The 21,854-nt window shown below is 62.3% G+C and carries 16 protein-coding genes and 1 pseudogene; 10 read left to right on the forward strand and 7 right to left on the reverse strand.

Annotated features, from left to right (window positions below):
- Positions 1-13: 13 nt before the first annotated feature.
- The 8 genes from VGE08_RS13890 (at position 14) to VGE08_RS13925 (ending at position 10,798) form a co-directional block, all read left to right on the forward strand.
- Positions 14-2,815 (forward strand): TonB-dependent receptor, encoded by a 2,802-nt coding sequence (locus VGE08_RS13890; protein WP_331068493.1) that lies wholly within the window; start codon positions 14-16, stop codon positions 2,813-2,815.
- Between the two features lie 69 nt (positions 2,816-2,884).
- Complete coding sequence (locus tag VGE08_RS13895) at positions 2,885-3,769, forward strand: EamA family transporter (protein ID WP_331068494.1); 885 nt, start codon at positions 2,885-2,887, stop codon at positions 3,767-3,769.
- Positions 3,766-5,052, forward strand: coding sequence for a D-tagatose-bisphosphate aldolase, class II, non-catalytic subunit (locus VGE08_RS13900; protein ID WP_331068495.1), 1,287 nt, complete (start codon positions 3,766-3,768; stop codon positions 5,050-5,052). Before VGE08_RS13895 ends, VGE08_RS13900 begins: the two co-directional genes overlap by 4 nt.
- 6 nt (positions 5,053-5,058) lie before the next feature.
- A complete protein-coding gene (locus tag VGE08_RS13905; protein WP_331068496.1) occupies positions 5,059-6,240 on the forward strand; it encodes an SIS domain-containing protein in 1,182 nt (393 codons plus the stop codon).
- Complete coding sequence (locus tag VGE08_RS13910) at positions 6,224-7,198, forward strand: N-acetylglucosamine kinase (RefSeq protein ID WP_331068497.1); 975 nt, start codon at positions 6,224-6,226, stop codon at positions 7,196-7,198. Before VGE08_RS13905 ends, VGE08_RS13910 begins: the two co-directional genes overlap by 17 nt.
- Complete coding sequence (locus VGE08_RS13915) at positions 7,195-8,289, forward strand: amidohydrolase family protein (protein ID WP_331068498.1); 1,095 nt, start codon at positions 7,195-7,197, stop codon at positions 8,287-8,289. Before VGE08_RS13910 ends, VGE08_RS13915 begins: the two co-directional genes overlap by 4 nt.
- A gap of 302 nt (positions 8,290-8,591) precedes the next feature.
- Positions 8,592-9,419 (forward strand): class I SAM-dependent methyltransferase, encoded by an 828-nt coding sequence (locus tag VGE08_RS13920; protein WP_331068499.1) that lies wholly within the window; start codon positions 8,592-8,594, stop codon positions 9,417-9,419.
- Complete coding sequence (locus VGE08_RS13925) at positions 9,416-10,798, forward strand: APC family permease (RefSeq protein ID WP_331068500.1); 1,383 nt, start codon at positions 9,416-9,418, stop codon at positions 10,796-10,798. The genes VGE08_RS13920 and VGE08_RS13925 overlap by 4 nt, the downstream gene beginning before the upstream one ends.
- On the opposite strand, the pseudogene VGE08_RS26355 reads toward VGE08_RS13925, so the two are convergent.
- Together VGE08_RS26355 and VGE08_RS13930 are read right to left on the reverse strand one after the other, a co-directional pair.
- Positions 10,743-10,931 (reverse strand): annotated as a pseudogene (locus tag VGE08_RS26355) (ThuA domain-containing protein); the annotation flags it as partial. The gene VGE08_RS13925 and the pseudogene VGE08_RS26355 sit on opposite strands and share 56 nt — an antisense overlap.
- Positions 10,932-11,119: 188 nt before the next feature.
- On the reverse strand, positions 11,120-11,950 hold the full coding sequence (locus VGE08_RS13930) for a 5'-3' exonuclease (RefSeq protein WP_331068501.1): 831 nt from the start codon (positions 11,948-11,950) through the stop codon (positions 11,120-11,122).
- Positions 11,951-12,132: 182 nt separating this feature from the next.
- Here VGE08_RS13930 and VGE08_RS13935 point away from each other — a divergent pair, with 182 nt between their 5' ends.
- Together VGE08_RS13935 and VGE08_RS13940 are read left to right on the forward strand one after the other, a co-directional pair.
- Complete coding sequence (locus tag VGE08_RS13935; protein ID WP_331068502.1) at positions 12,133-12,822, forward strand: HAD-IA family hydrolase; 690 nt, start codon at positions 12,133-12,135, stop codon at positions 12,820-12,822.
- A gap of 79 nt (positions 12,823-12,901) precedes the next feature.
- Positions 12,902-13,615 (forward strand): glutathione S-transferase N-terminal domain-containing protein, encoded by a 714-nt coding sequence (locus VGE08_RS13940; protein ID WP_331068503.1) that lies wholly within the window; start codon positions 12,902-12,904, stop codon positions 13,613-13,615.
- A 42-nt stretch (positions 13,616-13,657) separates the two neighbouring features.
- Here the strand turns inward: VGE08_RS13940 and VGE08_RS13945 are convergent, their stop codons facing one another.
- From VGE08_RS13945 to VGE08_RS13965, 5 genes are all read right to left on the reverse strand, one after another.
- Positions 13,658-14,809 (reverse strand): enoyl-CoA hydratase/isomerase family protein, encoded by a 1,152-nt coding sequence (locus VGE08_RS13945; protein WP_331068504.1) that lies wholly within the window; start codon positions 14,807-14,809, stop codon positions 13,658-13,660.
- An 8-nt stretch (positions 14,810-14,817) separates the two neighbouring features.
- Positions 14,818-15,954, reverse strand: coding sequence for a zinc-binding dehydrogenase (locus VGE08_RS13950; RefSeq protein ID WP_331068505.1), 1,137 nt, complete (start codon positions 15,952-15,954; stop codon positions 14,818-14,820).
- A gap of 78 nt (positions 15,955-16,032) precedes the next feature.
- Positions 16,033-17,457: an efflux transporter outer membrane subunit gene (locus VGE08_RS13955; RefSeq protein ID WP_331068506.1), complete on the reverse strand. Its 1,425-nt coding sequence runs from the start codon at positions 17,455-17,457 to the stop codon at positions 16,033-16,035.
- The gene (locus VGE08_RS13960) at positions 17,450-20,611 is read right to left on the reverse strand and encodes an efflux RND transporter permease subunit (RefSeq protein WP_331068507.1); all 3,162 of its coding nucleotides are present in this window, start codon (positions 20,609-20,611) and stop codon (positions 17,450-17,452) included. Before VGE08_RS13960 ends, VGE08_RS13955 begins: the two co-directional genes overlap by 8 nt.
- Before the next feature lie 2 nt (positions 20,612-20,613).
- Positions 20,614-21,825 (reverse strand): efflux RND transporter periplasmic adaptor subunit, encoded by a 1,212-nt coding sequence (locus VGE08_RS13965; protein WP_414717489.1) that lies wholly within the window; start codon positions 21,823-21,825, stop codon positions 20,614-20,616.
- Positions 21,826-21,854 lie beyond the last annotated feature (29 nt).

A 21,854-nucleotide genomic window follows, 5' to 3' on the forward strand; every position in this document is an offset into this window, starting at 1 on the left:
ACGGTGGATGCCCATGTCATACACATATAAAGCAGTCTCCCTAGCTGTCCTCGGCGTCACGCTCGGTGCTTCGGCACTGGCCCAAGAAGCGCATCAGGACGCGTCGGCATCGGAGCGACTCGAAGAGATCGTGGTGACCGGAACGCGCGCCGCGCTGGTCGAGTCGCTGGAGCGCAAGCGCGAAGCGCAACTCGTGCAGGATTCGATCGTCGCCGAGGATCTGGGCCGCTTCCCGGACGACAACGTCGCCGACTCGCTATCTCACATCACCGGCATCACGTTGCAGCGAACCCGGGGCGGCGAGGGCCAGTACGTGAACGTTCGCGGACTCGGGCCCGAGTTCAGTATCGTGACGTTGAACGGCCGCATCCTCGCTACCGATGGCGATGGCCGTGAGTTCGCGTTCGACGTGTTGCCTTCGGAGGTGATCTCGGGTGCGGACGTGTCCAAGTCGGCCGATGCCGCGAACCTCGAAGGCAGCATTGGCGGTCTCATCAACTTGAGCTCGGCCCGGCCATTGGATCGTCCCGGCCTGCGGACTTCGCTGTCGGTCGAAGGGGACTACAACGATCTTTCCGAGAACACCGGCTATAAAGTCAGTGGTGTCCTCAGCAATACCTTCGCCGAAAATCGCATGGGCGTGATGCTTACCGCGGTGTATCAGGACAGCGAAGTGCGCTCGGATGCCGTGGAAGAGTTTCTGATTACGCCGGATTCGCCGGGCGCGTTCGACGCCAATGGCGACGGTGTGATTTCCGCTGACGAGAGCGATTTGCTCGGCCTGTGCTGTACCAGCTTCGGCGCTCGTATCCAGGAGAAGAAGCGCAGCGGCGTCACCGCGGTGTGGCAATGGCAGGTCAACGACAGTCTGCGAATGACGGTCGACGGCATGTTCACTCGCCTGGACGCGCCTACTGTCGGCTATCACCAGTCCTACTATGTCGAGGACGCCATCCTCGATGAGGATGCGGGACTGCATCGCTGGAGCGACGTGAGCATCCGCGATCATTGGGTCACGGGCATGTCCGTTGCGGAATTGGTCCCGGAAATCTCCACCATCACCGAACACCGCGTGGTCGACACCACGCAGTTCGGTTGGAACGCCACCTGGCAGACCACGGACAACTTGAAATTCACATTCGACGCGTATCGTTCCAAGGCCGAGCGCGATTCCGGCGGCAAGGACACGTGGATCGTCTCGGGCATCGGCGGAAATCACTCCAGCCGTGTCGACATGAACAACGGTCGCATACCGAACATCAGCGTGACTCTGGAAGATGGCCGCGATCTAGCGACGGCATTGCAGAGCGGCGCGCTCGGCAATGCCGACTATGGCTTGCACTACACGGGCTTGTCGGGTACCGACGTAACGGACGAGGTCACAGGCTTGTCCATCGCCGGCGAGCTGAAGCTGGAATTCGGCTCGCTGCAGGCATTGCAGTTCGGCATCGCCAGCACCGATCGCAGCAAGGTGCGCAACACCATCGAGAACGATACCAACGGCGGCTCGTGCCAGTACTGCAACATGTACGACACGACTTTCGAAAGCCTCGGCGCCAATGTGGTCCGGCCGGTGTCGCTGCCGAACTTCATGCGCAACGCCGGCGGGCGCTATCCGCGCCGCTTCGTGCAGTTCGATGCCAGCGCCTATTTCAATGCGCTGCGCGCGCTCGACGGCCAGCCCATCCTCGATGAGGACGGCAATCCCACCGGGCAGGTCTACGATTCCTCGCTGACGGCGGCGACGTTGAATCCGGTGCAGTCGTACGACGTTGACGAGGAGACGGTCGCGTTGTACTTGAATGCAAACTTCCGTGGCGATGCATGGTTCGCCTCCGCAGGTGTGCGATGGGTCAGCACCGACACGACCGCCAGGACGGCGGTGGACAGCATCGTGTTCGTCGACGATCCCACGCCGGGCATTCCCACCTCCAGCCCGGACGTGACTTACAGTCCGGCGGACCCGCTCACTCAGAAGGGGAGCTATGACGAGTTCCTGCCGTCCCTCAACGTCGGATACTGGCTGCGCGACGATCTGTTGCTGCGCGTGGCCGCCGCCAAGGTGATGGCGCGTCCATCGCTGAATCAACTGGCGCCCACGCGCGTCGATCAGACGCTGGACCGCAATTACCTCATCGAATATGACGGCAATGCGGACCTCAAGCCGGTGGAGGCGGACCAGGCGGACCTCTCGGTCGAATGGTACTTCGCCGGCAAGTCGGTGCTGAGCGGCGCGGTGTTCTGGAAGGACCTCAGCAACTTCATCACGCATCAGCTCGAAGAGAACGTCGACATCGGCGTGGTCGGCAACATCGGGGGCGGCGGCGAGGTCCCGGTGCTGTACGACATCAGCCGCCCCATCAATGGCGACAAGGCCAAGGTGCTGGGCGCCGAGCTGGGGTTGCAGCACTTCTTCGACAACGGCTTTGGCGTGCGCGCCAACTACACGTATACCGATACCAAGGCTTATGTCGGCGGCGTGCATGTCGGACCGCTGGAGAATGTCTCCGAGTCCGCGTATTCGCTGGCGCTGATGTTCGAGAACGATCGCTGGGATGTGCAACTCGCCGCCGACTACAGCGGTGAGTACACCGCAGCCAACGACGCTGTCAGCAGCCTGTCGGAGCAGGTGGAGCCCATCACGTGGGTGACGGCATCGGTGGCCTACAAGGTCACCGATGGGCTGAGCGTGTCGCTCGAGGGCCGCAATCTGCTCGACGAGTACTACATCTCCTATCTCGGCCGCCGCGACATGCTGGCCGGCTTCGAGACCTGGGGTCGTTCGTACCTGCTCGGCGCCAGCGCCAAGTTCTAACAAGCATTGCTGACGAGAGTCGTGGTGGAAAAAAATGCGATCGGTACAGTGGGGAAAGAGCCGGCCTGAATGAAAACAAAACCATGGTTGTTATATGCCCTGACCACACTGTTACTGTGGGGCGTGTGGGGTGCGTTGGCGGGGCTGCCGAGTGCCAACGGCGTGCCTGAAACGCTCAATTACGTCGTGTGGTCGCTGACCATGATTCCGCCGGCCATCTTCGTGCTGAGCCGCAGTGACCAGCCGTTGCAGCGTGACCCGCGGTCGCTGATGCTCGGTTTGTGCATCGGCCTGCTGGGCGCAGGTGGACAGTTGCTGTTGTTCCATGCGGTGCGCGTCGGTCCGCCGTATCTCATCTTCCCGATCATCTCGTTGTCGCCGGCGCTGACCATCGCGCTGTCATTCGCGCTACTGCGCGAGCGAACCGGGTTGCTCGGCCTGGTGGGCATCGTGCTCGCCCTGATAGCGCTGCCGCTGTTCGACTATAGCGGCGATGGCCAACCCAGTGGCTATGGCAGCTGGTTTGCCATGGCGCTGGCCATCCTGGCGGCGTGGGGATTGCAGGCCTATGTGATCAAGCTGGCGAACGCCAGCATGGATGCGGCCAGCATCTTTTTCTACATGATGTTGAGCGGGCTGTTGCTCAGCCCGGTGGCGCTGGCGATGACGGACTTCTCGCAGCCCATCAACTATTCGCTCAGCGGTCCCGGGCTGGCCGCAGCCATTCAAGTGTTGAACGCCATTGGCGCGCTGACGTTGGTGTTCGCGTTCCGCTATGGCAAGGCGATCATCGTTTCGCCGCTGATCAATGCGGGAGCGCCGCTGCTGACCGCGTTGTTGTCGCTGGCACTCGTGGGAGCCGTGCCCGGGCCGTACAAGATTGCCGGCATCGCGCTGGCCCTCACCGCAGCGCTGCTGTTGGCCGCGCAGCCCGAGGAGTCGCCGCAGCGATGAGGCAGTTGCTCGACATCGTGGCGCGACACAAGCGGGGAGAGCAGGCCGGCGTCTACTCCTTGTGCTCGGCGCATCCGCAGGTCATTGAAAGCGCCATGCGGGAGGCGCGCGCATACGATGCGCCACTCCTCGTCGAGGCCACGTCGAATCAAGTCAATCAATTCGGCGGCTATACCGGCATGACGCCGGCGGACTTCCGCAGGTTCGTATTGAAGATCGCGCGGCAGTCGGGATTTCGCGAAGCAAACCTGTGGCTGGGCGGAGATCATCTCGGTCCCAATGCCTGGCGGCACGAGCCCGCGGATGAGGCGATGGACAAAGCGGCGGAAATGATTCGGCAGTATGTCGTGGCCGGTTTTCGCAAGATTCATTTGGATTGTTCGATGGCCTGTGGCGGCGACCCAGAGCCGGTGCCAGAGGATGTCATCGCGCGCCGCGCGGCGCGGCTATGCGCTGTCGCCGAGAAGGCATGGCGGGACGTCGGTGGCGAGCCACCGGTCTATGTCATAGGAACCGAAGTGCCCGTCCCAGGTGGAGCCACGGAATCGCTTGGCGAGCTAGAAGTCACCAGCCCGGAAGCGGCGCGCGCCACCATCAAAGCGCATCAGGATGCGTTCGCGCAGCTTGGGCTGGATGCCGCGTGGCCGCGCGTGATTGCACTCGTCGTGCAGCCTGGCGTCGAGTTCGATCATCACAAGGTCATCGACTATCGTCCGAACCGGGCTCGCGATTTGAGCGCATTCATCGCCGACGATGCACAGTTCATCTTCGAGGCGCACTCGACTGACTATCAGGCCCCAGTGAATCTGGAGGCGTTGGTGCGAGATCACTTCGCCATTCTCAAAGTCGGGCCCGGCGCGACTTATGCCCTGCGAGAAACATTGTGGTCGCTGGCGGCGATTGCCCGGGAATTGCCCGGTGGTGCAGATCAAGAGGATCTGCGAGCCATCGCGCTCGAAGTGATGCGGAGCGATCCGCGTTACTGGCGCAACTACTATCACGATCCGAAGCGCGAATCGCTCGATCTGCAGTTCAGCCTGAGCGATCGAATCAGATATTACTGGCCGCATCCGCGGATCAAGCAAGCATACGAGTCGTTGCTGACGAGACTGCGCGGCAGCTCCGTGCCGCTTACACTGTTGAGCCAGTTCATGCCGCGACAGTACGAGGCCGTTCGCGACGGTCGTTTGCAGGCAAACGTCGACGAGTTGCTCCAGGAAGGCATCGCGGCGTCGTTACGCCCCTACATGCGCGCTTGCGGCGTGGCTGGTTCTCAGAGGTAAGGATTGATGTCGACTGATTTTCCCGGCGTGGGGCAAGCGGAGCTGCAGGCTCGCGGCGCCGAATGGACGGCGCGCGAGATCGCGCAACAGCCGTCCGTGTGGCCGCAGATCGAGCGGCTGGTTCGCGAGCAACGAGCACAACTCGACAGCTTTCTGATTCCGTTGCTGGCGAAGCCCGAGCTACGCGTGGTGTTGAGCGGTGCGGGCACGTCTTCATTCATCGGCGATTGCCTGCTGCCGGCCTTGACGGCGCGGTTGCATCGGCGCGTCGAATCCATTGCCACCACCGATCTGGTCAGTGGTCCGCATCTGTTCCTGCAAAGGGATGTGCCGACGCTCCTGGTGTCGTTCGCGCGTTCGGGCAACAGCCCGGAGAGCGTCGCGGCCGTGGATTTCGCGGAGCGTGGACTGGATGACGTGCACCATCTCATCGTGACCTGCAACGTCGAAGGTGAATTGGTCAAGCGGTCGCGTCAGCTGCGTAGCGCGCACGCGCTCGTATTGCCGGATGTGACCCATGATCGCGGATTCGCGATGACCTCGAGCTTTACCTCGATGCTGCTGACGGCGGGGCTTGCATTCTGGGTGTTTCGACCCGAAGCCGTCTCGGCCTTGGCTACAGCAGCGAGTTCGGTCCTGCAGCAGGCGTGGCCTTTGGCGCAGCGTCTCGTCGCGCGAGAATTTCAACGCGTGGTCTATCTTGGCAGCAACGAGTTGCGTGGCCTGGCCTCTGAAGCGGCACTCAAGCTGCTGGAGCTGACCGACGGCAGAGTCGTGGCGCTCGGCGAGTCCACGCTCGGCTTTCGGCATGGGCCCAAGACGGTCATCAATGATCGAACGCTGGTGGTCGTGCTGCTCGCCAACGATGCTTATACACGCGCCTATGACTTGGAGCTGTTGGCGGAATTGCGGCGGGACGCGCGTGCCGGCGCTATCCTTGCGCTCAGTGGCAAGCCGGACGGTTTGCCGGAGGGCGACAATGTGATTTACCAGGACCTGCGCGATGCGGGCGATTTGGAACTGGCCTGCGCCCACGTCATGGTTGCACAGACCTATGCGCTGCTGCAGTCGCTCGCGCTGGGCTTGACGCCGGATCGCCCGAATGCGGCCGGCGTGGTCAATCGCGTGGTGCAGGGAGTGAACATTCATCCTTGGCCGGAACAGCACGAGCATGTTTCTCGGCGTTGATGGCGGCGGCACCAAGACAGCCTACGCACTGATCGATGCTGCGGGGCGCATCCGTGCCCGGCACGTCGGCCCGAGTGTGAGTCACCTGGCCGAAGGCTTTGTGCGGTCCACCGAGCTGTTGATCGGCGGCATCGGCGCGACACTAGCCAAAGCCGCTTGCCCGCCTGCCAGTGTGACATTTGCCTTCATTGGATTGCCCGCGTATGGCGAGGACAGCGCGACGACTGCCACCATGGATGCGATGCCATCGGCACTGCTCGATGTCTCCAGCTATCGCTGCGGCAACGACACTGTTTGCAGCTGGGCCGGTTCGCTAGCGTGCGAGGATGGCATCAGCGTAATCGCAGGGACCGGCTCGGTAGCTTATGGCCAGTATGCTGGTCGCGAGGCGAGGGCGGGCGGTTGGGGTGAGCTCATCGGCGACGAAGGTTCCGCCTATTGGATTGCTCGCGAAGGCTTGAACCTATTCTCACGCATGAGTGATGGACGCACCGGGCGCGGTCCATTGTATGAGTTGGTGCGTGCTCGCTTCGGCATTGCCGCCGATCTCGATCTTTGCGCCCGGATCTATGGGGAGTCGGGCAGCGTGCGCAGTGTGTTTGCACAGTTTGCGGTGCTCGTTCACGAGGCCGCCCAGGCGGGCGATGCCCGGGCCGCGGCTATCTTCGACAGGGCGGCGCAGGAACTGGTTGAATGCGTGATCGCGGTGCGGCGTTCGTTGGCGGTCCCGGAAAGTGTGGTGCTGCCTGTGTCGCACAGTGGCGGAGTCTTTAACGGAGCCGCACTGACCTGCAACGCTTTTCGTGCTGCGTTGGAGGCTGCGAACCATGGGTTCGAGTATCGAACGCCACTGTACTCCCCGGAACTTGGCGCAGCATTGTACGCGGCGCGACTCGCGAAGCAGCCACTCGACGAAACCGCTTTGGCCACCCTGAGAGAACAATGCTCGACCCCATGAAATCGATCAGGCTTTGGCTTGCAGCAGCGTTGCTGGCGGGATCATTGGTCGCGTCGGCCGAGCAGCCGCCATATCGCATCGACGATTTTGCGCGAGTTGAAAAGATCGATGCACATATTCACTTGCATGGGTCGTTGCCGACATTGATGGCTCGCGCGGCGGCGGACAACTTCCGCCTGCTCACGATCAACGTCAACTACGGTGATTTTCCGCCGCTGCCACAACAGCGCAGCGCCGCTTTGGCACTGCGCAAGGGCTACCCGGGTCGTGTGGAGCTCGCTACGACCTTTGATGCTGCGGGGAGCGAACGCGCGGGGTGGGCGCAAGAAGTGGAGCGGCAGCTTGCGGATGACCTCGATGCCGGCGCCGTCGGGGTCAAGGTGTGGAAAGACATTGGCATGCAGCAGCGTGACCCGGATGGCCACGTCGTAATGATCGACGATCCGCGTTTCACTCCAATCTTTCGCATGTTGGAGGAGCGTCGCACGGTACTCCTCAGCCATGTGGGCGAGCCTCGCAACGCCTGGTTGCCGCTGCCCGAGATGACGATCCGCAGTGACCGCGAGTACTTCACTGCGCATCCTCAATATCACATGTACTCACAATCGCAATGGCCGACGTATGAACAGCAGATTGCCGCACGCGATCGCTTGCTCGACCGCCATCCGAAGCTGGCGTTTGTCGGGGTGCATCTGGCCTCGCTCGAATGGAATCTCGATCGCGTCGCCAAATTCCTACGGCGTTATCCGAATGCGTCCGTCGATCTCGGGGCGCGCCTGTCGCACGTGCAACTGCAGGCCAGCCTGGATCGCGACAAGGTGCGGAGGTTCTTCATCGAGTTCCAGGATCGAATCCTGTACGCCACCGACATCGCCTGCGCGGGGCCTCAGGAAGATAGTGCATGTGCGGCCACGGCCCACGACACGTGGCTCGACGACTGGCGCTTCCTGAGCAGCGCCGAGACCATGCAGTCAGAGGAGTTTGCGGCGCCACTGCGTGGCTTGTCGCTGCCCCGAGACGTCATCGACAAGATCTACAGCGGCAACGCACGGCGCCTGTTCCCAACGGCGTGGCAAGCACGCACTGAATAGACGCAGCCTCCTGCTCGCCAATCGCAGCGCCATAACAATGCGGTATCGTGCCGGATGCCGATATCCCGGCGCACAGCGAGGGAGTGGCCAGCAATGCGCAACTTCTGCGCCACGATCCGCGTTTGGTGACGTTGTTGTCGGTGAACTTTCTCGCCAGCCAATGCGTTCAGGCCAGACAGCGCCAGGGGAGGACGACCATGCCGATGTCGAGCTGCCATCGTTCGCAAGCGCGGTCGCGCGCTGGGGCTTTCCGTTCGGGCGCCCTTTGGGGATTGAGTTGGGGCGCACTAGTGATATTTGGCATGGCGCGGGCCGATGCCCAGAGCGCCACCCAGGGCGTGCCAATCCCCAGTGACCAGAGCTCGCGGGCGGCGTGCGAGAAAACCTTCAAACCCTCCACCGGTCAGCCGGGCAAGGACGTGGTCTGGGTGCCGACCAACGATGCACTGGTCACGCGCATGCTCGACATGGCCAAAGTTACCAAGAACGACCTGGTGTACGACCTCGGTGCCGGCGACGGCAAGATCGCCATCGCTGCGGCCAAGCAATTCGGCGCACGCGCGGTGGGTGTCGAATACAACCCGGACATGGCCCGGCTGGCGCAATGTCTGGTGCGCGCCGAAGGCGTCGCCGACAAAGTAAGAGTGATCCAGGGCGACATTTTCGAGACCGACTTCAGCGATGCCTCGGTGCTCACGCTGTATCTGCTGCCGGAGCTGAACCTGCGACTGCGGCCCATCATTTTGAAAATGAAACCCGGCACGCGGGTCGTGTCGCATTCCTTCCTCATGGACAATTGGCAGCCTGATGAGAGCACGGTGTCCGGTGACGGTTCGGCGTACTTGTGGATCGTTCCGGCGGACGCGAAGGGTAAGTGGACATTCAAGCAGCAGCGCGGCAAGGACAGATTCGATGTCGAGCTGGTGCAGACATTTCAGAAGCTCAATGGCACCGCCGGACCCGGCAAGAAGCCACTCACCGAGGGCGAGCTGCGCGGCACGCAGATCGCGATGACGTTCTCCGAAGGCGACGTACACACCCGGCTCAAGGGAGAGCTGAAGGGCAATCGGATCGAGGCGGAGGTCACTCGCAACGACCAGACCTCCACCTACATCGGCACTCGTCGGTGAGCTCCACCTTCGATCGCGAGCGAGCAGCACAGGAGGTGGCATCGAGTTGGGGCGCTGCTGGCGTACCCACGCCGACACTGAGCGTCTTCGATGCGACCATGATCACGGTCGGCATCGTCATCGGCGCCGGCATATTCGAGACGCCCTCGCTGGTCGCAGGGATTGCCGGTTCGCCGACGGCGATGATGGCAGCGTGGGTGTTGGGAGGCGTGCTCTCGCTGATCGGTGCGCTGACCTACGCAGAGTTGGCCACCGCCTATCCAAGCGCGGGCGGCGACTACACATTTCTCACTCGCGCGTATGGCAAGCAGGTCAGTTTCTTGTTTGCATGGGCGCGCAGCACGGTCATCTGCACCGGTTCGATTGCGTTGCTGGGTTTTATTCTTGGTGACTACCTGAGCCGTCTGCATAACCTCGGCGCCTACTCGTCGGCGATCTATGCAGCGACGGCGGTGATCGTGCTGACCCTGATCAATCTTGTCGGTCTGCGCAGCTCATCACGAATGCAGAATGCGTTGACGCTGCTGGAGATTACGGGCGTTCTAGTGGTCGCGGTCGCGGGCATGACTTTGGAACCTGCACCGGTTGCTGCGGCGGCAAGTTCTTCGGAAGGCGAGGGTGCTTTCGGTCTTGCGATGGTGTTCGTGCTGTTGACCTTCGGCGGTTGGAATGAAGCCGCCTATGTCTCGGCCGAGGTTCGTGGTGGCCATCGAGCTGTCGTCCGGACGCTGGTCATCTCCATCGGTGTCATCACGTTCGCGTATCTCATCTTCGTCGGTGGTGTGTTGCATGGACTCGGCTTCGAGCAACTGAAGGCGAGCCGGGCTATCGGCGTCGACGTCATCGAGCGTGCGCTAGGGCCCATCGGTGGCCAGCTGATCGGCGTTGCTGTCGCTGTCGCGGCATTGACCTCAATGAACTCCACCATGCTCGTGGGAGCGCGCAGCAACTACTCGGTGGCTCAGGACTGGCAGGCGCTGCGTTTCATGGGCCGATGGCAAGGCGAGCGTCACGCGCCGGTGGTAGGTTTCATTGTCCAGGCGGCGATTGCGTTGGCGCTGATCGCGTTTGGGGCGCTGGAGAAGGACGGGTTCGCCACCATGGTGGAATTCACGGCGCCGGTGTTCTGGTTCTTCTTCATGCTCAGCGGCATTGCGCTGTTGGTCTTGCGCCGGCGCGACCCGCAACGGCCGCGGCCGTTCCGCGTGCCCTGGTATCCCGTACTCCCACTGATCTTTGTCGCGATGTGCGCCTATCTGCTTTATTCGAGCATCACATACGCACAGTCGCAGAACGCCAGCTATGTCGCGCTGGCGGTCATGATCAGTGGTGCAGTGGTACTACTCGCGATGCACCTTCGCGATCTGAAGGGGAGTTGAGGCCCTTGCCTGTGGCGGCCCAATAGATGCCGCCATACAAGTGGTGCATGAATAGCGCGTCGGAGTAAGTTTCCGGCAGATGCCCCAATGCCGTGTAGAACGCGCGACCGCCATCATAGGGCTGATACCAGCTTCCTTGAAGCAACGCTCAATGGATGCCGAGCGTGCGTTCCACGAAGGTGGTGATTTTACGAACCAGGCGGGCGCTGTTCACTTTCGCGCCTTCGGCTGTGTCATGAGTCCAAATAGTGACTGGCGGTCAGTCAGCCGTCAACACAGAACGAATCGCATCTCATGCTCGGCCGAAAATTCGTGTTGAGGCTAGGTAGCAAGCTTCGCCGCGGCTTTCTGGCAGCGTTCCAGCAGCCGCTTGTCGCCGGATTGCTCGGCGTATGTAGTGAACTCAGGCGTCGGGCCGCGCCACTGAAGCGCATCGACGTTGTCGAACAGTGGTGCGTCGATGCGTAGCGTTGCGAGTTGCTTGAACAGCAGCGCAAGCGCCAGGCGGTCGCCGCTCAGCGATTCGGGTGGAAAGTCCTCGATGCGGCCGTATTTGTTGACCAGACGGGCGGCACTCACCTTGCCGATGCCCTCGATGCCCGGATATCCGTCGGCGGTGTCGCCGACCAGCGCGAGGAAGTCCGGGATCAACGCAGGAGGCACGCCAAACTTTTCCTGCACCGCCTGGGCATTGCGCAGCTGTTTGCTCTTGCGGTCCATCTGCACGACGCGATCGTCGACCACGCATTGGCCAAGATCCTTATCCGGCGTCCAGATGCACACTTTCTCGACGCGCGCGTCATTTACTGCGAGGTAAGCGGCCGAGGCGAGCGCATCGTCCGCTTCAAGCTCCACCATGGGCCAGGTTGCTACACCCATGGCTACCAGCGCGCGCTCCAACGGATGAAATTGCGCCCACAGCGCGGGCTCGATGCCGTCACCGGTCTTGTAGCCCGGCCACATCTGATTCCGGAAGGATTCGATGACGTGATCGGTGGCGACGCCAATGTGAGTGGCACCTTGTTCGATCAGCTCGAGTACCGTGTGCAGCACGCCGTTGGCCGCGCCCAGCGGCTTGTCCTTGTTGAAGCGGCGCAAGCCATAGAAGTGACGAAACAGCTCGTAAGTGCCGTCGACCAGGTGGATGATCATGCGGGGGCCTGCCGGAATTGAACGCGTAGTCTGACACGAGCTCCGCCGGCGTCGCCAGGTGGAGCCAGAACACACCTCGGACAGGGGGAACCCCGGACAGGCGGGCCCGTTTCCGGATAGTCGCCGGAAGCGCACCTGGCGGTGTGTTACTTTACCGCGCGCCAAGCGGAGATCCAGGCTGGATGACTCAACTCGATGATCTGTTCGACGGCCGTTCGTTCGCGGCCATCCTGTTCGACATGGACGGCACGCTGCTCAGCTCCATCGCCGCGGCGGAAAGAGTCTGGACCCGCTGGGCCGCTCGGTTCGATATCGATGCCAGGACGTTCTTGCACGACATCCACGGGCGTCGCGCGGTGGATTCGGTGCGCCGGCTGAATATTCCGGGCGTGGACCCGGTGGCTGAGGCCGAAGCGATCACACTGGCAGAGATCGAGGATGTCGAGGGCGTCCACGCTATTCCAGGCGCGAAGGAATTTGTCGCGACGTTGCCCGGAGAGCAGTGGGCCATCGTGACCTCCGCGCCGCGCGCGTTGGCCGTTCGCCGTTTGGCGGCGGCGTGCCTTCCGACGCCGCGCGTCTTCATCACGGCAGAAGATATTCCGAGAGGCAAGCCCGATCCGGCATGCTATCAGCTGGCGGCAGGCAGGCTTGGATTCAGCGCCAATGATTGCCTGATTTTCGAAGATGCGGCGGCAGGCATCCGCGCCGGAGAGGCGGCGGGCGCGGCGGTAGCTGTTATCACGGCCACGCATCAGCATTCCATCGAGACATCGCATCCGATGCTCGCGGATTTCAAGAGCCTGCGTACGCTGGTCCGTGCGGACGGGCGCTTACAGATCGCGCACGACGCGCGATCCAGGAAAATCTGACATGACACTTATTCCGTCAAGCGGCTGCATACCAGCGTGTCGATAGTGCGACAATAGCGCCTCCAGCAGGAGGACCGTCATGGCAGCAGATTTTTCCGCCTTTCCCGTCACCAAGAAGTGGGCGCCCCGGCATCCGGATCGGTTGCAGCTGTATTCGTTGAACACGCCGAACGGCGTGAAGGTGTCCATCGCGCTGGAGGAAACGGGCCTGCCATACGAAGCGCATCGCGTGAGCTTCGACACCAACGATCAGCTGTCGCCGGAATTCCTGTCATTGAATCCGAACAACAAGATTCCGGCCATCATCGATCCCAACGGCCCGGGCGGCAAACCGCTGCCGCTGTTCGAGTCGGGCGCCATTCTGATCTATCTGGCGGAGAAAACCGGCAAGCTGATGCCGCAGGAGGCGGCGCTGCGCTACCAGGTCATTCAGTGGGTGATGTTCCAGATGGGCGGCATCGGCCCGATGTTCGGCCAGTTGGGGTTCTTCCACAAATTCGCCGGCAAGGAGATCGAGGACAAGCGTCCGCGGGATCGCTACGTAAACGAGTCGAAGCGCCTGCTCGGCGTGCTCGAGAAGCACCTCGAAGGCAGAACCTGGATGGTCGCCGACCAATTCAGCATCGCGGACATTGCCATATTCCCGTGGGTGCGCAACCTCGTGACGTTCTACGAAGCGGGTGATCTGGTGGGCTTCAAGAATTTCCCGAATGTGCAGCGGGTGCTCAATGCCTTTTTGGATCGGCCGGCGGTGCAGGCCGGCCTGAATATTCCGCCGCCGCCCAAGAGCTGACATTCGCTCATGAAGCGGCGCTGGCTGCGATGGCGGCGCTATTCAGAGGTCCGCTAGTGGATGTGTGGAGCCCGGCCATGCCGGCTCGACGAAGTGTTGCGCGACCCATTCGTCGGTGACTTCGGCCTGCGTGGCGGGCTGCCATCGTGGCTTGCGGTCCTTGTCGATCAGCAGCGCGCGCACACCTTCGCTGAAATCCGGGTGAGCACAGCATTGCATGGTGACGGTCAGCTCGAGGCGGAAGGTGTCGGCCAGATCGAGCGTCTTCGCCCGCCGCTGCAGTTCGAAACTGAGCGCAGCGGATGTTGGCGAGCCTGTGGCCAATGTCGCAGCCGCGCGTTTCAGCCATTCGTCCTCACCCTCGTAGCGTGTGATCCGCGCAACGATATCCTTCACGGACTCGCCGCGACAGAATGAGTCGATGAGCTCGCGATGCTGCTGCAAGTGTGAAGCTGGCAACAGACTCGCTGCGGGACCAGTAAATTCCTGCAGCAGGGCAGTCAGCACTTCGCGATTGGCGCTCGCGTCCGACGACCAGGGGGCATCCGACAAGTGAGCAAACAACGCGTCGCGATCGGTCGAGCGAATGAAATAATCTGCGAGCCCGCCCATGATCGCATCGTGTCCATTGATCTGCGCGCCAGTCAACGCCAGGAACAGTCCCGTGCGCCCGGGCATTCGCTGCAGAAACCAGCTGCCGCCAACATCGGGAAAGAAGCCGATGCTGATTTCGGGCATGCCGACGCGCGATGTCTCGGTGACGACGCGATGGCTCGCACCCACCATCAATCCGAGCCCGCCGCCGAGCACGATGCCGCTGCCCCAGACCAGCAGCGGTTTGGGATATCGATGCAGAAAGTAGTCGAATCGATACTCGTCGCGGAACAGCTCCAGCGCCGTCGGGTTCGGCGGCGGACCGGAATATGCCTGGATGGCGTGGTACACGCTGCGAATGTCGCCGCCGGCACAGAATGCCTTGTCGCCCGCGCCGTGCAGGATCACGCAGGCGATCCGCGGATCGTCGGCCCAGCGGCGCAATTGCGGATGCAATAGACGAAACATGTCGATCGACAGCGCATTCAACGCCTTCTCTCTATTGAGCCGGGCAAAGCCCAGGCGCTGACCGCCACGCAGGGCAACTTCATTGAACAATACAGGCGAGTCTTCGGCCGCGGGGCGGAGGCTGTGGTTCATCGGCGCTGTTACTGCAGGCCCTTGTTGGGATTGATCAGGTACTTCTCTCCGGTCGCTCGCCGGTTGTATGCATTGATCACATCGGGGCGCAGGGCCTCTGCCAGTGAAAGCTCCGCCGTGTAATGGCTCGAAAACGTGGTCTTCAACTCGGCCGCGATCCGCTCGCGCAGTTTTTGTGTGGCTTGCGGGCCAATCTTCTCCAGGAACCAGGTCAGCAGCCAGCCGCCGACGCCCCACGCCATGCCGACGTTGGTCCGATCGATCTCGATGGGACGCGTGTCGAGCACGCCATAGCAGTACACCTGCTTGTGGACTGGCGAGCCGTAGCGGTTGTAAGTGGTGCTCTTGCGATTGATGGCAGCCTCCATGCAGATCAGGATTTGATTGGCCAGCTTGCCGCCACCCACGGCATCGAAGGCGAGCGTGGCGCCCGTTGCGGCGATCGCATCAGTGAGCTCATCCATGAAGTTGGCCGAGGTGCTGTTGCAAACGTACCTGGCACCGAGCTTTCTAAGTGTGTCCGCCTGCTCGGCGTTGCGCACGATATTCACCAGCGGGATTCCGTCCTTCTGGCAGATCTTGTTGAGCATCTGCCCGAGGTTGGAGGCTGCGGCCGTGTGGACGAGTGCGGTGTGATTCTCGCGGCGCATGGTTTCGACCATGCCGAGCGCGGTGAGCGGATTGATGAAGCACGAGGCGCCTTCGGCCGCTGTGGTGCCTGCCGGTAGCGCCAGGCATGCAGCGGCTTTCGCGACGCGATACTGCGCGTACATGCCGCCGCCAAGAACCGCAACCGTTTTTCCCAAGAGGCTCTGCGCATCGGCGCCAGCTTTCACGACGACTCCAGCACCTTCATTGCCGACGATCATGGACTGGTCGATGCGCGCAGCGATGCCCTTCATGAGGTTCGCAGGCACTTTCGCGGTGAACGTCGGACTCTCTGCCGTGCCGCCCGCGCGGGCGGTCGATAAGTCGGCCGGTCCTAGCAGCAGGGCCAGGTCCGAGGGATTGATGGGGGAGGCGAGCACCCGGATCAGCACCTCGTCCGCCCCCGGCTCGGGAATCTTCGTCTCGCGTAGTGATAGCTGCAGCTCGCCGCCGGCCGTGATCAGCGATCGCAGTTGCAGATAGGTGGACTCGCTCATGAATGTGCTCGGGGATCGATTGGGATGTCGCAGATTACACTACGCCAGGCCGCGCAACGGCGGCCGGGCGCGAACTCATCATTCTTCGCCGGCGAGTCCGCCGCCCAGCACGCGGTACAACGTCACGATATTGTCGCTCGCAGTCAATCGAGCCGATACCAGCGACTTCTCGGCGTTATACAAAACGCGCTGCGCATCCAGCGCATTCAAGAACGTATCTACACCCTTGGAATAGCGTGCTTCCGCGAGCTGGTAGCTATCGGCCGCGGCATCGACCAGCGCGCGTTGTGCATCCAGCTGATCCTGGATCGTGCCGCGAACGGCGAGGGCGTCGGCCACTTCCTTGAATGCCGTTTGGATGGCCAGCTCGTATTGCGAAACATATAAATCGCGCTGCGCGTTGGCGTACTGCAGGTTTGCGACGTTGGCGCCGCCGTTGAAGATGGGCAGCGTGAGGCTCGGACCCACCGACCAGATCGAGGCGCCATCGCTGAACAGGTCCGACAGCTCCGTGCTTGCCAGTCCGGTGCTCGCGGTCAACGACAGTCTCGGGAAGAACGCAGCGCGTGCCGCGCCGATGTTCGCGTTGGCCGATTTGAGTTGATGCTCCGCCTGCAACACATCGGGGCGCGACAACAGCACTGATGACGACAGTCCAGCCGGCACATCGGCCAGCCATTGGTGATGGTCCGGCAGCTCGGCCGGCAGCAGTTCGTCGGGAAGGCGACCGCCCACCAGCAGTTCCAGAGCGTTGCGGTCCTGTGCGATCAGCGCGGTCGTGCTTGCGAGGTCCGCACGAGCTTGCTGATAAATGGTCTCGGCTTGCCGCACATCCAACCGCGACGAGACGCCGGCTTCCAAACGTTTGCGGGTCACTTCCATGGTGCGCTGTGCGCTTTCCACGGTTCGGCGGGACAGTTCGAGCTGGCTGCTGTCCGCGGCCAATGTCAGATAGGCGCTCGCGGTCTCGGCGATCAAGCTGATGCGTGTGGCGCGCGCCGCTTGCTCGGTGGCGAGATACGATTCCAACGCGGCTCGGGACAAGCTACGCACGCGGCCGAACAGATCGATCTCGAACGCGCTCAAGCCGACATTGGCCGTGTAGAACTCGGTCTCGATGGGGGTGCCGGTGCTGCTGAACTGGTTGACGTTCTTGGCGCGGGTAGCGTTGATGTCACCATCGATCCGCGGGAGCAGATCAGCGCGTTGTATTCGGTACTGCGCTCGCGCTGCCTGGATATTGGCCAGAGCGCTGCGCAGATCGCGGTTGCTGGCGAGCGCCAGCTCGATCACTTGTTGTAACTTCGGTTCTCGGATGAACTCGCGCCACGGCAAATCCGCCGCAGTTGTTTCTCCGGCCTGCGCAGGGTCGTAGGCCGCGCCGGTGGGCCACGTATCTGCCACGGGTGCCGCTGGCCTCTCGTAGCGAGGAGCCATGGTGCAACCCGCCAGGGCTACCGCAACGGCTGTGCTCAGAGCGAACGTTAGAGCTTGCTTACGCATGCTGTGCTCCTTCGCCGCTGGCGCCGGGGTTTACTGCGAGCTCCTGAGCTTCCTGCGGACGTTCCTTGAACAGCTTGCGCACCAGGACGAAGAACAGGGGAACCAGGAAGATCGCGAGCGCCGTTGCGGTCAACGTGCCGCCGACCACGCCAGTACCGATGGAGATACGGCTGTTCGCGCCCGCTCCGGAGGACACGGCCAAGGGCGTCACGCCGGCGACGAACGCCAGCGAAGTCATGATGATGGGTCGCAGACGCAAGCGCGCGGCTTCGATCGCTGCATCCATCAAGCTCGCGCCGCGCATGTAGGCCGACTCGGCGAACTCCACGATCAGGATGGCGTTCTTCGCCGACAGACCCATGGTGGTCAGCAGCGCCACCTGGAAATAGACATCGTTCTCCAGGCCTCGCAACGTGGCAGCGAGCACGGCACCCACGATACCGAGCGGGATGACGAGCATGACGGAGAATGGCACCGACCAGCTTTCGTACAGCGCCGCCAGACACAGGAACACGACCAGGATGGAAATGCTGTAGAGCAGGGCCTTCTGGCCGCCCGCCAATCGTTCCTGATACGACAGTCCGCTCCAATCGAAGCCTGCACCGGCAGGCAGCTGTCCAGCCAGTTCCTCCATCTTGTCCATCGCGGTGCCCGAGCTCACGCCCGGAGCCGCCGCGCCTTGAATCGAATACGAGGCGAGGCCGTTGTAACGGCTCAGGTTCTCGGGACCATACGTCCATCTCGTGGTCGCGAATGCGGAGAAGGGCGTCATCGTTCCGTTCTCGCCGCGCACGTACCAACGCCCCAGATCTTCCGGCGCAGACCGGAATGGCGCGTCGGCTTGCATATACACTCGCTTGACGCGGGCACGATCGATGAAGTCGTTCACGTAGATGCCGGCCCAGGCGGCGCTCAGCGAAGTGTTCACATCCGCCAGTGACAAGCCCAGCGAGCTGGCCTTGGCTTGATCGATCTCCACATGAAGCTGCGGTGTATCCGGCAAGCTGCCGAGGCGCACCGAAGTGAGCGTGGCGTCGGCCCGGGCACTCGCGAGCAATTGGTCGCGCATTTCTCGCAACGTTTCCCGACTCACGCCGGCGTTGGCCTGCAGTTGGAACTCGAAGCCACCGGATTGGCCGAGGCCAGAGATGGACGGCGGGTTCAGCGAGAACACCTGCGCATCGCGGATCGTCGATAGCGCCATGGTGGCACGACGCGCGATGTTGTCGGCGCGGTTCTCGGCGCCTTTGCGTTCGCTCCAATTCTTCAGGTTCACGAACGCCATGCCGGCGTTCTGGCCGCTGCCGCTGAAGTTGAAGCCGGACAGCGTGAATATGGTGGTGAAGTTGTTCTTCTCGTGCTCCATGAAATATTTCTCGATGGCCTTGGCGACCTCGAGCGTGCGTGAAATGGAGGCGCCCGGCGGCAGCGTGAACTGCACCATCACCGTTCCCTGGTCCTCATCGGGCAGGAAGCTGGTCGGCAGGCGTAGCAGCAACAGGCCCATCAGCCCCACGATGGCGCCGAACACCAACATGCCTTGCAGTGGCCGTTTCAACACTTTGACCACGCCGTGTTCATAGCGTGCTACCGCGCGATCGAATGTGCGGTTGAACCAGCCGAAGAAACCGCGCTGCGTGGGTTCGGCGTGCACGGGCTTGAGCAGTTGCGCGCACAGCGCCGGTGTCAGCACCAACGCTACGACCACCGACAGCAGCATCGATGACACGATGGTGATGGAGAACTGCCGATAGATCACGCCCGTGGAGCCACTGAAGAACGCCATCGGCAGGAACACCGCCGAGAGCACGGTGGCGATGCCGATCAGGGCGGGCGTGATCTCGCTCATCGACTGCATGGTTGCCGCGCGCGGGTCGAGACCTTCCTCGCGCATGATGCGTTCGACGTTCTCCACGACCACGATGGCGTCGTCCACCAGCAGGCCGATGGACAGCACCATGGCGAACATGGTCAGGGTGTTGATGGAGTAGCCGAACACCTGCAGCACGCCGAACGTGCCGAGCAGCACCACCGGCACCGCGATCGCCGGAATCAATGTGGCGCGCCAGTTCTGCAGGAACACGAACATCACGATGACCACCAGCACGATGGCCTCGATCAGCGTCTTCACCACTTCTTCAATGGAGATCTTGATGAAGGCTGTGCTGTCGCGCGGGTAGGTGATTACATAGCCTTGCGGCAGCGAGGGGCGCAGCTCGTCGATGACTTTGCGCACATCCTCGGCAGTTGTGAGCGCATTCGCGCCCGGCGCGAGTTTGACGGCCAGGCCGGTGGCTGGGTGTCCATTCGAGCGCGGCACGGCGTCGTAGCTCTCACTACCCAGCTCCACGCGGGCAACGTCGCCGAGACGAACCGTGGCGCCGCTCGAATCGTGCTTCACGATGATGGCGCGGAACTGCTCCGGGGTCTGCAGCTTGGATTGCGCGGTGACGGTGGCATTGAGTTGTTGATTGTCCAGACTCGGCATGCCGCCGATCTTGCCGGCGGAGACCTGGGTGTTCTGCGATTCGATTGCCGCGCGTATGTCGCTCGGCATCAGGTTATAGGAAAGCAACTTGGCGGGATCGAGCCATATGCGCATCGCATATTGCGAGCCGAACACTTGCACACCGCCCACGCCGTGCACGCGCGCAATCGGATCTTGCATGTTGCTGACCATGTAGTCGGCCAGGTCGCTCTCGGTGGCGCGATCGTTCGTATCGGATATGGCTACGATCATGAGGAAGTCGTTTTGGGACTTCACCACGGTCACGCCTTGCTGCTGCACGGAGTTGGGCAAGCGTGGCAGTGCCTGCTGCACCTTGTTCTGGACCTGCACCTGGGCAGTATCGGGATTGGTGCCCTGGTCGAATGTGACTTGAATGCTGGCGCGACCGTCGGAGCTGCTCGAAGAAGAGAAGTACAGCAAGCCGTCGAGGCCGGTGAGCTGCTGCTCGATGATCTGCGTCACGCTGTTCTCGACGGTTTCCGCCGAGGCACCCGTGTAGCTGGCGCTGATCGCAATGGTAGGCGGCGCGACGTCGGGATACTGCGCGATCGGCAGCGACGTGATTGCCGCGCTGCCGGCCAACATGATGACGATGGCGATAACCCAGGCGAAGATGGGACGCCCGACAAAAAATTTGGCGAGCATGGTCAGCCTTCCGTCGTGGTCGCAGGCGGTTCGGCGGCAGCTGCTCGCCGGCCGGATCCCAGGTCCACAGGAGTGACAGCATCGCCGACGCGGACCTTGCTGGTGCCTTCAATGATCAGCCGATCGCCCTCGGCGAGACCCTCGCTGATCAACCAGCGATCGCCAATGGCGCGCTCGGCCACCAACGTGCGCTGCTCCACTTTGTTGTCGGCCGTGAGCACGAGCGCAGTAGCGTTACCTTTCAAGTCCCTCGTAATGCCTTGCTGAGGTGCGAGAATCGCGGAGGTTTTCACCGCTTGATCAAGCACGGCGCGGACATACATTCCCGGCAGCAGCACGTTATCGGGATTGGGGAATTCTGCACGCAACGTGACGGAGCCCGTGGAGATGTCGACCGCCACTTCCGCGAACTTCATGGAGCCGTGGTGGGAGTATTCAGACCCGTCCTCGAGCTTGAGACTGACGGTGGCGCGGCCCGACTTCATGCCGCTCTCGCCAATCAACCGGCGCAGCTTCAACAGCTCGGCGCTCGATTGCGTCATGTCGACGTAGATGGGATCGAGCGTGCGAATGGTCGCCAGGGCCGTTTCTTGATTGGCGGTTACCAACGCGCCTGGAGTCACTGAGGATTTGCCGATGCGGCCCGAGATGGGAGCGCGCACTTTGGTGTAGTCGAGGTTGATCTGCGCGCTCGCAAGCGTCGCCTGCATCTGCGCGACAGAGGCTACCGCCTGCTGATGGGCCACCTTCGCATCGTCGGCTTCCTGCTGGGATACGCCTTCGATAGCGAGCAGCTCGCTATAGCGTTGATCTTTCAAGCGGGCCGCTTCGACTGCGGCCTGGGCGTTCGCAAGCGAGGCCTTGGCCTGCGCGACGGCGGCTTCATAGGGCGCCGGATCGATTTCATAAAGCACCTGGCCGGCCTTGACCTGCGTGCCTTCTTCGAAGCGGCGCGATTTGATGATCCCCGAGACTTGTGGCCTCACATCCGAGACCAGATAAGAAGTCGTGCGACCCGCCAGCTCCGACTGCAATACCAGCGGCTCGGCCTGCACGGTGATGAAACCTACCTCAGGCGCCTGCCGCTGCGGACCGCCGGCCTGCTTCTGTCCGCAGCCGGCCAGGATCGCGGTCAGCGCCAGGCTGGCAAACAGCAGCACGAGCCGGGTCAAGGTTGGACTCCCAAAAGGCTGAGGATGCAGCTGGACACCCATCGGATGGCAAGTCGATGAGGCTGGACGGC

The sequence above is a fragment of the Steroidobacter sp. genome (genome assembly GCF_036406195.1).
GTDB lineage: Bacteria > Pseudomonadota > Gammaproteobacteria > Steroidobacterales > Steroidobacteraceae > Steroidobacter.